This is a genomic window from Microcoleus sp. K4-B3, assembly GCF_036704615.1.
In the GTDB taxonomy this organism is placed as follows: Bacteria; Cyanobacteriota; Cyanobacteriia; order Cyanobacteriales; family Microcoleaceae; genus Microcoleus.
In genome coordinates, this window is the sequence record NZ_JAUBSF010000002.1 from 1 (window position 1) to 13,372 (window position 13,372).

Consider the following 13,372-nt stretch of genomic DNA (forward strand, 5'->3'; position numbering starts at 1 on the left):
TTAGTTATACTAACCAGTGGGTTAGGTTAACCGTCCCTGGATATTTCTATCCATTTAGATTAAACGAATCGCACTACGCCATTTATTATACCTGACATTTCGTACAATCGTGACATTTTTGATTTTGTCATCTATCTAAAGTCAGGACTTTTCCTACACAGCTCATCCTTTATATTAATTGATTAAGGTATTAGCAGGATATTTTTATGAAGCGAGTGCGGTGGCTCAGCGGTTTGTTCTCGGCTGGGGTATTGTCTTTTAGTTTAGCGACAGTTGGCGCACAAGTGGCACAGGCCCAGCGTCAAATTCATATATTCGACCTAAGCTGTGTTGGCAGATGGGGTAGAAGTCCTAGTCTCGAACAGACAGATGTATCTATAGGTAGAGAACTATACACCAGCATTCTGAAAGTAGATACTTTTGGTTTCACTTGTAAACTTCCAAGCGGTCCTGCCTCTCTCCGAATAGAGTATGGAGTTAGGGATCAAGATAGCAAACCCCCTGCGAAAATAGACGTTTATGTAGATGGAAATCAAGTAGCTTCCCAGGTAGGGAAGGAGGGAAGGGTCAATACGATGCTGGTAGATGTTAGTAATGGCAAAAGTTTAGCCATTGATATCAATTGTTCCAGAGCAACAAATTGTGGCGATCCGTTTAACAATGGGTTTTACTACTTCTTCTCATTCCACCTTATACCAGGGGCTGGCTCTCCAGGGAAAAGATAAATTATGAGTATCAGCCGCCGTCAATTTAATCGTATCGTAATCTGGGGTGGCGCTTCTTTTGCTGCTTCCGCAACATCCGGCATCTTTTTCCCCAAACCTGCCGAAGCTTATTCCCTAGAATTTCCGATTAGTGCCTTATCAGCCGATCGCGTTTTTAACGGTATTCAAAAATATTGCGGAGTACAGCCCATCCCCGGCGTTTTATCACCAATCTTACAAGGCAATACTAATGTTAGCAGTAAAATAGAACCAGCGGCCGCTAATGCCATTCGCACCGCAGACAAAGAATTTGTTAGCCGCAATTTTACTAGCAAAAGAACCGAATTAGCCGTAACTGGCAGCGGTTCTAATTTTGCATCAGATACCAGTCGGCTGTGGGGGCGGCAAAGACAGGATCAAGTCGGCCCGAATGTTGGCTTTGGCTTCGTACAAAAGTGGGAAGATCAATACAGCGATGCCAAAATTTCCGGGCCGACAATGTGCGCTATTCATAACGCTCAACAAGTCTTAGCCGATCAAAGATTAACACCTCCAGAAATCGCGGCTTCTGTATTGCCAACTCGATCGCGATTGGATGATTGGGGTTCTTGGGGAGGAGATGCGGATGCGTCTGCTGGGAGGAATCCCGGTGCTGTTTTTGCTCAATACGATACAGCCGCAGGTACGGTGACATCTCGCTACGATCTAGTTGAACCGGGGCCGAGAGGTTTTGGGCGTGTTGAGTATACTATTGAAGCCGAAGATCAGCCTCGGCGGGTGATTTTGGTGACGGTGAGGTTTTAGATATTCGGTAGGGACACAGCAGTGCTGTATCCTCTTTCTGTATTTCTGCGAATACGGACACGGCAGTGCCGTTTCCCTACGGCGAATACGGACACGGCAGTGCCGTTTCCCTACGGCGAATACGGACACGGCAGTGCCGTTTCCCTACGGCGGATACTGTATTTATTGCGATAGTAGGGACACAGCACTGCTGTGTCCTCTTTCTGCGTTTCTGCGGATACGGACACGGCAGTGCCGTTTCCCTACGGCGGATACGGACACGGCAGTGCCGTTTCCCTACGGCTGTATTTATTTCGATAGTAGGGACACAGCACTGCTGTGTCCTCTTTCTGCGTTTCTGCGGATACGGACACGGCAGTGCCGTTTCCCTACAAATATTCTGTATCAAATCAATTTGACCTTTGCAATTGACCAATCAAATCTAACGCTTTTTGAGCATCATCGTTCATTCCTTGAGCTCTAAATAAATTAGCAGCTTGTTGGAAATCTGCGATCGCCCCTTGTCTATCTCCCATTCTCACCAACGTAATTCCTCGATTAGCAAAAGCCTTTGCATAACTGGGATTGAGTTGAATTGCTTGAGTGTAATCAGCTAAGGCAGAGCGATCGTTATTGATGCGAAACATCGCTAATCCTCTGTTAAAATAAGTGTTAGCGCGACCGGGATTAATTTGCAGCGCTTGATTGAAATCGTCGATCGCCCCTTTTTGATCGCCCAAGTCTGAAAGTGCTAATCCTCGGTTGTTGTAAGCTGCTGCAAAGTTTCTATCCAAGCGGATGACTTGAGTATAATCTGCGATCGCCCCTGGTTTATCTCCCATTGCTGACAAAACCAGCCCCCGATTGTAGTAAGCGTCAACATAACCGGCATTTAGGGCGATCGCCTTGCTATAATCAGCGATACTCTTGGGCATTTGTCTCAAATCGGAATAAGCCAGTGCTCGATAAAAATAAGCTTCCGCGTAATCGGATTGAGTTTGAATTGCTTGGTTGAAATCGGCAACTGCACCTGACAAATCTCCCTTGTCAAACCGAGTTAAACCTCGAACGTAATAAGTTTTAGCATCGTTGGGATTGTTCAGTTTCAGAGGTGCATTAACGGCGGTTGAAGTATTCACCAAAATAGCAGAACGATTTAAACCTGCCTCCGACAATTTAGCTAGAAAAGTGTTAATAGGAATTGCAGAATTAAATCCTGTTTTAGTATCGGCTAAACCTGTTATAACTTTTTTATCGGTATCTGTGACATAATCATAATCGCGATCGCCCTGTCCGTGAATCCCAACTACACGCCCTTCTCCATCAAATACAGGCCCTCCACTCATTCCCCCTTTCGTGACAGCATTGTAACGCAAAGTATAACCTTGGGGATGATTCGGGAGACGGCTGGTAATATAGCCTGGTGAAAACTCAAAATTGCGTTTAGTTCCCAATTTATTTTCAGCTAAATTACCTGGATAGCCAAACACAAAAATTTCTGTTCCAACTGTCGCTTGTGCGGAATCGCCTAAAGTTACAACTGGATAAGATTCTGTACTGTTAAATGTTACGACTGCTAAATCGGGTTCATTCTGACTTTTTTGTAATCGTGCAAAACTGGTTACTGCATAGTCTTTTCCCGTATGACTGCGAATCGTATAGGTAGCTTGGCTATTTGCAACAACGTGGTTAGCTGTCAGTATAGTGTAAGTCGTGCCTTGTTTGGCAATAATAAATCCTGTCCCGCCACCATGATTTGTACTGTTGATTTGAACGGTGGCAGAAATCGCTACTTGTGCAATTTCTTGGGGAGTTTTTGCAAAGACGGGTGCTTGTGCAAAGATGACTATTCCTGCTACCGTTACTGTTCCTGCTAGGATGCTGGTGAGGGAATCAAACCGCGAATAATCCCTATTCATAGGTGATTGCTGAAGAGTAAGATTTTTTATACTCCGAATAGTATAGATTAAAATAAAATTTCTGAAAACCTGAAACCCTGGATGTTTGCGGACGATTGCGATTTTTATGACATTTCGTACATTTCGTATATTTCCGCCATTGCCGGCATTACTATGCCCTACTTTATTTGTAGATGTTCTAGGTTAACAACATCGCACTGCCTCCAGAAACACTTTCAAAGCTTTTTTTCGACCTTTCTAGGCATTTTCCCAAAAATTATAGCTCCAGCTAAGACTTCGACGCAGTATTTTTCCCCATCAAACTCGGTTTCTGCATACAGGAATGTAAATGAATATTTAAAGGGATAACTGTTTTAATATCTATTCTGCAAAGTACGGTTGATTAGAGATAGATTTCCCGCGATATGTAGGGACACGGCACTGCCGTGTCTCCTACCCAGAACTAGCTCTATTGCCCGTCTAATTCCCTACAAATAACTAAGCCAAAAACTGGAATTGAGAACCATTCACTCCCAATGCAAATGGACTTGCTTGTTCAAATGCACCGACAAGTTCAAAGTTATCCACATTTAAAACTACTCCCAAAATCAGTCCGTCTCTTTGGTTGAGAATCACCATATCATTTACAATTCCGTCGTTTTCGTAAGCGATTAGATTGTCGTCTTCAAAGAAAAGGTCTAGTTCTGTTAAACCGTCAGTCAAACCGATGCGATCGCCATCGTCAAACCTAAAATCTGTAATGATATCGGCTCCATTGACTCCAAATCCTTCGTTGCTTCGGAGCACAAATATGTCAGCACCGGCTCGCCCCGTTAGCACGTCAACTCCCCGATCGCCCGCTAAGAAGTCGTTGCCTTCATTGCCGTCTAAATCGTCGTCTCCTTGACCTCCCCGCAGGATATCGTTCCCGAACCCTCCAAAGATAAGGTCATTTCCGGCGTCGCCCCTAACTACGTCGTTGCCATCATTTCCATCCAGGCGATCGTCATCTTTCCCGCCGTAAATTATGTCATTTCCGCCACCAGCGCCGATAACATCATTGCCGTTATTTCCTAACAGCCGTTCGTTGGAATCGGACGAACCTGCTATAGTATCGTTGCCGTCGAGTCCCCAAACTCCCCAGGGAAAAGACGACAAATTTCCATCCTCCACGTCAATCTCATCGGGTGTAGCGAATCCCAAAAGACGTGGCCCGCCGCCAGAAAATACAGGAAATCCAGTCAGATCGCCGATGAGATTGTTGATCGTTAAAGCCATAACTATGTCCTTTCAAAAATGCTGTTAGCTGTATTATATATGTTAATTATGGCATTGCCAAACAGCAAGTATATTTAAGTTTTTATCGCCAGCTTATTTGCTAAATTAATGACAACAAACCTGCTTGCCAATTGCCAACTACTAATTACCAATTACCAATTACCACTTACCAATTACCAGGGCTGTGCCTCATTAAACCCAAACCTGCTATATATCTCACCTCTGAGTCAAATAGCTTTAGTTGCTGACACTATCCGCTACTGTCTACCGCTTATAATGGGTGTTACCCCCCAGGTGGAAAACACGTTAATATCACCTATAACGTCGAGGCTGAGAGGTTGTTTGTGGAGAAAAGTCAAAGTCCCTGGGCTCATCGTCCGAGAAAACACCCAGTTTTCCATACCCACACACAAACTTTACAAACAGGATCTAAGCTCTTTACAAAGCCATAATCGCCGATCGCTGACATTTTTTGGCAAAATCCACTGCTTTCAGGTGTTTTACTCATGTCTACTCCTAAATCGTCTTCCCATCAAAACAACAACAACTCCGTAAAATCACTGCCACCGACAGATATCGCCCCAACAGAGCAAGACAGTAACAATCTGCCGAGCGAACCAAGTATAGAACAGCTACTGGAAGCTTTGGCGGGTCAAGTACCCAGCCAATCTGCTGAAATTGAACGCTTGAAAACGTGGAAACAAGATTTAAAGCGACTGTTTCAATTTCTTGGCGACCGCCGCGTTTTAATCGCAGTAATGGAACCGGGAACTTTTGCCCTGCGTTATGCTAACGCGGCATTTTGTCGCTTGGCCGGTTGGGAGGGAACGTCCTTGGCAACTCAATCTACCAACGGTTGGTTTGCAGAAACTGACATCACTCTGCTGGAACTGTTCGAGGATTGGGGCGGCAAAACAGCAGAACAATTGTACCGCAGCCACCTTTTGCACTGGGTATTTAAGCAATATTATCAAATTGACATCGACGGTTTGCGGGTGCTAGACGAACCTGTCACGGCGAGTGTAAAAAACCCCAAACACCGAGAACCCAGATTTATTGAGTTTTGGCTGGGTTCGGAACAGTTAAAAATTACTCGAATTGACTCAAAAATAGATGAATTTGCGGATGTTTCTTTAAGATTAATGCCTGTTGCGGAACGGGAAGCTTGGCTGATGCAGCCGAATCAACTAGAAAATTTAGCCGATCGATTGCAGTTGGATAATTACCGCGTAGAAGGTTTGCTGCTGCTAGAAGGTTTTGATGTCACCGTGCAGGAGCAAATTCGGCGGCTGACTCAGTTATTGATCGATCAAGATTCGATGCTGGGGCCAGACAAATTTGAGAAAATCGATCGGTGTTTGCGATCGCTCTTCAATGCTGACGGCACTTTGCTGCTGCGTCCCGACGGCGAACAGGTACAGCTATTAGTTGCAAAAGACGGGCAACATTTGCAGCCGATTCTTTATTCAATGCACTCCCTAGAAGCTTCTCACTTTTTGAAGGCCACAGGAGCAAATCAAGTTTGGAACGTGCCAGACTTGCGCAGGGACTGCGAAACCGAGTGCGATCGAACTTTGCGGAAAACGGGGACTCGATCGATGTTGCTAGTGCCCCTGGTAGTCAAATCTGTCACCCGCGAGGGGTGCGGGCAGCGGATTTTGGGTGTCGTGGGGCTGTTGTGCGATCGGCCCAACCACTTCAACGGCATTGACGCTCAACACGCCCAAGAACTCATTCCGGCGTTCATTGCAGCCCTGCGGCAAGCCATCCAGGAGCGCTTTACCCACATTCACAACATCCACCCCGCAGTCGAGTGGCGGTTCACCCAAGAAGCAGAAAGGCGAAGTTGGGGACTGCCCCCAGAAACAATCGTATTTGCTGACGTTCATCCGCTGTACGGAATTTCGGACATTCGCGGTTCTAGCGACGAAAGAAACCGAGCCATTCAAACTGATTTGCTCGAACAATTCCGCTTAGGTTTAGTCATCGCTGATGCCGTTTGCGAAACACAAACTACCCACCTCGGCGAGCAACTGCGGCTCGACTTGCTCGACTACATCCAGCATTTAAAACAAAAAGTAACAGTCGATATGGAGGTGCGAGCAGCCGAGTATTTAAACAACCGTTTAGAAGTATATTTTGACTATTTTGTGCAGTGCGGTTCCAAGGTTCAGGCAGCCGTTAAAGCTTACCGAGCAGCCTGTGAAAACGAACACAACTGCGTTTACAGCGATCGTACCCGTTACGACCAAATGCTGAACCTAATCAGCACCAAACTCCAAGAAACCTGGGCCCGCTGGCAAGAAAAAATGCAGCAAATTCTCCCCCACTACTGCGACATTGAATGCACCGACGGCATCGATCACATGATTTATGCAGGAAAATCGATCGACCCCAAATTCAGCCAGTTTCATCTGCACAGTTTGCGGTACGAACAACTGCGAGGAATTTGCGACTGTGGCCGCGCAGTTTTTCGCTTGCAAGCCGAGTCTCAAATTAACATGGAACTCGCACATTTAGTCTTAGTGCAGAATACCACGATCGACATTTTTCACAACGAAAACACCGAAAAAATGTTTGACGTAAAAGGTACTCGCGACATCCGCTACGAACTCGTGAAAAAGCGGATTGAAAAAGCCGTTGACAAAGACGCACAAGAGCGCATTACCCAGCCAGGAATGTTAACCGTAGTTTATTCAACCGAAGACGAATGGGAAGAGTATCAACAATACTTGCGTTACTTGTCTCGCGAAGGCTGGGTAGAGCCAAAAGTTCAGACAGGCATGGTAGAATCACTGCAAGGAGTCAGCGGTTTAAAATTCGCCCGCGTGCGTATTTTGCCAGAGCCAGAATCACTGTCTACTATTTGTGAAGTTACGGTTGTTATCGATTGAGAACCCGTTCAATTGCCTGTTTAAGGCTGAGTGCGATCGCTCCCATCTCCTTCTGTTTAAGACGGAGTGCGATCGCTCCCCTCCCCCCTTAAAAAGGGTGAAGCGAAAGCATTCGGGACTCACACACAAGACCGAGCTTACATTTAAGATGTTTGTTGACACCCACGATCGCTGCCGCGTTTTCACTTAGTGTATGTGCGGTGTGATTGGAGCTCGATCGCAAAATATACGAGCTGAATCACACAAAATCAAGAGAAAGTAGTGTTAATCTAATGATAATTATATTCTGTAATCTATCAGTTAAGTTATGTTAAAATTATCCCAATACCAAATTAATGGTACTCTGCACGAAGGCGTCGAAACAATAATCTATCGCGGACAAACACTGACAGACGAGTCCGCAGCAATTCTGAAAGTCCTCAAAGCCGAATATCCGACACTCGAAGCCATTACCAGGCTCAAACACGAATATCAAATCCGTCAAAATTTAGACAGCGAACAAATCATCAAAGCCATCAGTCTCGAAACATTTGACCACCGATTAGGAATCGTTTTAGAAGACTTTGGCGGCGAATCCCTCGCAAAACTGCTGGAAAGAGAAACCTTGAGCCCGCAAGCAAATTTAAACATCGCCATCCAAATAGTCAAAGCCTTACAATACCTGCATTTTCAGCACATTATCCACAAAGACATCAAACCCAGCAACATCATTATCAACTCGCAAACAAAACAAGTAAAACTCACCGACTTCGGCATTGCCACAAAACTCAACAAAGAAAACCCGCAATTTAACAATCCCAACTCAGTCGAAGGCACATTAGCCTATATGTCACCCGAACAAACCGGGAGAATGAACCGCACCCTCGACTACCGCACCGACTTTTATTCCCTCGGTATCACATTATATGAAATGCTGACAGGAAAATTGCCTTTCCCCAGCAACGACCCCTTAGAAATAGTTTACAGCCACATTGCAGTTCAACCAATATATCCCCACCAAATTAATTCCGAAATACCTGTCGCCATCTCTGAGATAGTGATGAAATTGATGGCCAAGAATGCCGAAAATAGATATCAAAGTGCGGCCGGATTGTTAGCCGACTTAGAAATTTGTTTGCATCAGTTAGAAACAACCGGAACAATTGCCGAATTCATCCCCGGACGCTTAGATATTCTCAGCCAACTGTTAATCCCCCAAAAATTGTACGGTCGGGCAAATCAGGTTAATCAATTGCTAGCAGCATTTGAACGTGTAGGGGCGGGTTTAGCCAACAATCTCTTAGAAAAACCAACAACCTTAGAACCAAAGCTGCCCCCATCAGGAACCAGCGAATTAATGCTAGTATCAGGCTACTCAGGCATCGGCAAATCAGCCGTAGTCAACGAAGTTAGCAAACCCATTACCAGGTCAAAAGGTTACTTCATCAGCGGCAAATTTGACCAATTTAAACGCAACATTCCTTATGCCTCATTAATCCAAGCATTTAACTCCTTGCTGCGGCAATTGCTAACAGAAAGTGCAGTTTCATTAGCAATATGGCGCACTAAAATTTTAACAGCATTGGGAACAGACGGGCAAGTAATTGCCGACGTAATTCCAAAAGTTGAATTAATCATCGGCAAACAGCCAGAAGTGCCGGAAGTCAGCCCGACAGAAGCACAAAATCGCTTCAATCGGCTTTTCAAAGAATTTCTGCGCGTTTTCGCGCAAAAAGAACACCCGCTAGTCATATTTTTAGACGATTTGCAGTGGGCAGATTCAGCAACATTGAAATTAATGCAATTGCTAATTACTGACCCAGAGCAGCAATATCTCTTGCTAATTGGTGCTTATCGAGACAATGAAGTTAGTCCGACCCACCCCTTAATTCAGACTGTAGAAGAAATTGAAAAAACTGGTACAATAGTCAACAATATCGTGCTGCAACCGCTGGATTTAGCAAATGTGACTGAATTAGTCACTGAAACACTTAACACTTGCACAGAAAAAGTAACAAATCTAGCCGAGTTAATTTGGAATAAAACGGGTGGCAATCCTTTTTTCTTGACTCAATTACTCCAAGCACTTTATCAAGACTCTCTTTTAAAATTTGAATTTAATCACATTACAAATGAGGGAAGTAAAAGTGGCTGGTATTGGAGTATCGATGAAATCCAAGCCATTGGAATCACCGATAAAAGTGTGGTGGAACTGGTAGCTTCTCGCATTGAAAAGCTGCCCGCACCCACGCAAGAAGTGTTGAAGCTAGCAGCTTGCGTGGGAGATAAATTTGCTCTAGATGTGCTGTCACTTGTTAGCGAAAAGTCAGCTAATACTACAGCAACTGAACTTTATTCAGCTTTGCAAGCCGGGTTAATTCTGCCCTTGAGCGATGCTTATCGCATTCCTTTAGTTTTCGATCGAGCCGAATCAATCAATCTCAAGTTAGACACTTCGCGGGTTAGTTACAAATTTTTGCACGATCGCGTTCAGCAAGCCGCATATTCGCTAATTCCCGAAGACCAAAAGCAATCCACCCATTTAAAAATCGGTCACTTACTTTTACAGAATACTCCACCCGACAAGCGAGAAGAAAACATCTTTGATATTGTCAATCAATTGAATGTCGGAATTGACACGATTAGCCAACAGTCAGAAAAAAATCAGTTAGCAAAATTAAATTTAACTGCTGGACGCAAGGCAAAAGCGGCTGCTGCGTATGAAGCTGCTGTTAGGTATTTGCGGGTGGCTATGGAATTATTGCCAGCGGATTGTTGGCACAGTCAGTATGACTTAACGTTAGCAATTTACGAGTCAACAGCCGAATCTGAATATTTAAACATCAACTATGAATATTCAAAAAATATGGTCGATATCGTACTTAAAAAATCTAAAACTTTACTGGAAAAAGTGAATGTTTATGAACTTCAAATTCAGTCTTACAATGCTCAAAATAGACCGTTAGAAGCACTAAATACAGGACTGGAAGTGCTGAAACTATTAAGTATTTCTTTTCCTCACAACCCTACCTTGCTAAATATTGTAGCTGGCCTGATCAACACAAAACTAAGTTTGGGATTCAAACGAATTGAGGATTTAGCTAACTTGCCAGAAATGACCGCTCCTGACAAACAAGCAGCCTTGCGGATTTTATCAGGGATTCTCAGCAGTGCTATTCAGGCCAAACCTCTACTGGTACCGCTGCTTACATTTAGGATGGTCAAGCTGTGCATTAAATATGGCAATTCGCCTTATGCAAGTATTGCCTACGTTTATTATGGCGTAATTCTGTGCAGGCTAGGGGACATTAGTTTGGCATACCAATTCGGCCAACTGGCAATTAGGCTGTTAGGCAAATTTCCATCCCGTTCAATCAAAAGTAGAGTTTATGCAGTCTTTGGTTCTTTTATTCAACAATGGAAAACCGATCTCAAGTCAGGATTAGGCGATATCAAGGAAGGTTTTCAAACCGGGATGGAAACTGGAGATTTGGAATATGCGGCTTATTCTCTTAATATATATTGTACTTATAAACTGTCGATGGGGGAGCGTCTCGATCTGGTTGAACAGGAGACTGATAAGTATGTGAAATTAATGCAGCAATCTCAACTAGAAATGGCTGTACAGTATATAAGTGTAGAGAGACAGACAGCCCTCAATTTGTGTGGCACAACTGTCGAACCATGCAATTTAGTTGGGGAGAGTTTTAATGAATTCAAAACCCTCCAAATTTTAATAGAAGCTAAAAGCTTTATGGTAGTTTGTGTGGTTTACAATGCCAAAACTATGCTTAATTTTATCTTCCGAAACTACGCGCAAGCCTTGGAAAATTCAAGGTTATTTGATAAATATGCAGAAGCTGCATCCGGACTTTATGTAGTTTCCGTGAATAATTTTTACTTTTCTCTCAGTCTCCTTGCTTTGTATCCAGCAACTGGCAAAGGGGAACAAAAGCAATATCTAAAAAAAGTGCTGCACAACCAAAAGAAGATGAAAAAATGGGCAGTTCATGCTCCGATGAATTATCAACACAAATACGACTTGGTAGCAGCCGAGAAAGCGCGAGTGTTGGGTCAAAATACCGAAGCAATGGAATTGTACGATCGCGCAATTTCTGGAGCTGCCAAAAATGGTTACATTCAAGAGGAAGCATTAGCCTATGAATTAGCAGGAGAATTTTATCAAGCTTTGGGTAAAGAGGTAGTTTTTCAAGCATATCTGACTAAAGCCTATTATGGATATATCAATTGGGGAGCCACAGCTAAAGTTAAACACTTGGAATCAACACATCCTTTCTTAGCAGCACAGACGCGCACAATTCAAACCCCAACCCTCGATGTCACCCGCACAACTACGGGAAATACTACCAGTAGTAGTTTAGGCGATTTCTTAGACTTAGCTACTTTTATTAAGTCGGCGGAAGCCCTTAACGGTGAAATTGTTCTTGAAAAATTGTTGACAAAATTAATCAAAATTATTTTAGAAAATGCGGCGGCTCAAAAAGTCGTGCTGCTGCTGCTGAAAAACGATATCCTCTGCATAGAAGCTACTGGCAGTTTTGCGGATGATAAAGTGACACTTTTACCGTCTATTCCCGTAGAAAACCGTCAAGATGTACCCCTTTCTGTGATTAATTACGTACACCGGAGTCAAAAGCATCTGGTTTTAGATAATGCGACTGTCGCCGAACCTTTTAAGGTGGACACCTACATTCAGAAATATCAACCAAAATCAATTCTATGTTTGCCGATTATTTATCAATCTCAGGGGCGCGGAATTATTTATCTAGAAAATGCTTTGACGGTAGGAGCCTTTACGGCAGAGAGAGTAGAAGTATTCAAAGTGTTAATTTCTCAAGTTGCTATTGCCGTAGAAAATGCTGGTTTGTACGCGCGGGAGCAAGAGAAATCTCAACAGTTAGAAAAATCTTTCCATGAACTGCAACAAGCACAACTGCAACTCATTCAAAGCGAAAAAATGTCTGCTCTCGGCAACTTGATTGCAGGGGTTGCTCACGAAATTAACAATCCGCTTGGTTTTATTGCGGGCAATCTTGATGCTGCTGCTGAGGCAAGCTTAGATTTGATTGATTACTTGCAACTTTACCAAGAAAAATTTCCTAATCCTGGAGATGAGTTAGAGGATAAAGCATCGGAGATTGATTTAGAATATTTGATCGAAGATTTGCCAAAAATGCTTTTATCTATGAAATCAGGTACAGAGCGCATCCGCAATATTAGCACGTCTTTGCGGACTTTTTCCCGCGCTGACAGTGCGAATAAAGTGTCAGCAAATATTCATGAGGGCATCGATAGCACTTTGATGATTTTACAGTATCGCCTGAAAGCTACAGATACTCGCCCCGCGATTAAAATCATCAAAGAATACGGAGATATCCCGCCAGTTAAATGTTATTTTGGGCAACTGAATCAGGTATTTATGAATTTGCTGGCAAATGCGATCGACTGTTTTGAGGAATCCAATCAGGGCCGCACTTACGCTGAAATTCAAGCTTTACCGAATACGATCGCCATTATCACTCAAGTCTCCGACGATAGCAACAGCGTGGTGATTAAAATCCAAGATAACGGTCAAGGGATTTCATCGGAGGTCAAGTCGAAAATATTTGACCATTTATTTACTACCAAAGGAGTAGGAAAAGGTACGGGTTTGGGGTTGTCTATTAGCAGGCAAATTGTGGAAGAAACCCACGGCGGTAAACTGAGTTGTGAATCGGTGCTGGGAAAAGGTACGGAATTTGCGATCGCCCTGCCGCTTTGATAAAATTGATTCCGCACCCTTAAGGAATCACTCATTGCCAATTGTTTAATCTAA

Annotated in this window: 6 protein-coding genes; 4 read left to right on the top strand and 2 right to left on the bottom strand. The window is 43.7% G+C overall.

Annotated features, from left to right (window positions below; all coding sequences use genetic code 11):
• Nucleotides 1-206 precede the first annotated feature (206 nt).
• On the top strand, nucleotides 207-725 hold the full coding sequence (locus tag QUA78_RS01475; RefSeq protein WP_333302882.1) for a hypothetical protein: 519 nt from the start codon (nucleotides 207-209) through the stop codon (nucleotides 723-725).
• Nucleotides 726-728: 3 nt separating this feature from the next.
• Nucleotides 729-1,508, top strand: coding sequence for a Tat pathway signal protein (locus tag QUA78_RS01480; protein ID WP_333302881.1), 780 nt, complete (start codon nucleotides 729-731; stop codon nucleotides 1,506-1,508).
• Nucleotides 1,509-1,897: 389 nt separating this feature from the next.
• On the opposite strand, the gene QUA78_RS01485 is transcribed toward QUA78_RS01480, so the two are convergent.
• Nucleotides 1,898-3,406, bottom strand: a complete 1,509-nt coding sequence (locus QUA78_RS01485) for a tetratricopeptide repeat-containing serine protease family protein (protein WP_333302879.1) — start codon at nucleotides 3,404-3,406, stop codon at nucleotides 1,898-1,900.
• Nucleotides 3,407-3,883: 477 nt separating this feature from the next.
• Nucleotides 3,884-4,663: a calcium-binding protein gene (locus QUA78_RS01490; RefSeq protein WP_333302877.1), complete on the bottom strand. Its 780-nt coding sequence runs from the start codon at nucleotides 4,661-4,663 to the stop codon at nucleotides 3,884-3,886.
• Nucleotides 4,664-5,169: 506 nt separating this feature from the next.
• Here QUA78_RS01490 and QUA78_RS01495 point away from each other — a divergent pair.
• Together QUA78_RS01495 and QUA78_RS01500 are read left to right on the top strand one after the other, a co-directional pair.
• On the top strand, nucleotides 5,170-7,557 hold the full coding sequence (locus QUA78_RS01495) for a GAF domain-containing protein (protein WP_333302875.1): 2,388 nt from the start codon (nucleotides 5,170-5,172) through the stop codon (nucleotides 7,555-7,557).
• 307 nt (nucleotides 7,558-7,864) lie between these two features.
• A complete protein-coding gene (locus tag QUA78_RS01500; RefSeq protein ID WP_333302873.1) occupies nucleotides 7,865-13,318 on the top strand; it encodes an AAA family ATPase in 5,454 nt (1,817 codons plus the stop codon).
• Nucleotides 13,319-13,372: the final 54 nt, after the last annotated feature.

What these genes read in the sequence shown, in the direction of transcription:
- QUA78_RS01475 (WP_333302882.1), top strand. Translation starts at nt 207, where the DNA reads ATGAAGCGAGTGCGGTGGCTCAGCGGTTTGTTCTCGGCTGGGGTATTG.
- QUA78_RS01500 (WP_333302873.1), top strand. Translation starts at nt 7,865, where the DNA reads ATGTTAAAATTATCCCAATACCAAATTAATGGTACTCTGCACGAAGGC.
- QUA78_RS01485 (WP_333302879.1), bottom strand. Translation starts at nt 3,406, where the DNA reads ATGAATAGGGATTATTCGCGGTTTGATTCCCTCACCAGCATCCTAGCA.
- QUA78_RS01490 (WP_333302877.1), bottom strand. Translation starts at nt 4,663, where the DNA reads ATGGCTTTAACGATCAACAATCTCATCGGCGATCTGACTGGATTTCCT.
- QUA78_RS01480 (WP_333302881.1), top strand. Translation starts at nt 729, where the DNA reads ATGAGTATCAGCCGCCGTCAATTTAATCGTATCGTAATCTGGGGTGGC.
- QUA78_RS01495 (WP_333302875.1), top strand. Translation starts at nt 5,170, where the DNA reads ATGTCTACTCCTAAATCGTCTTCCCATCAAAACAACAACAACTCCGTA.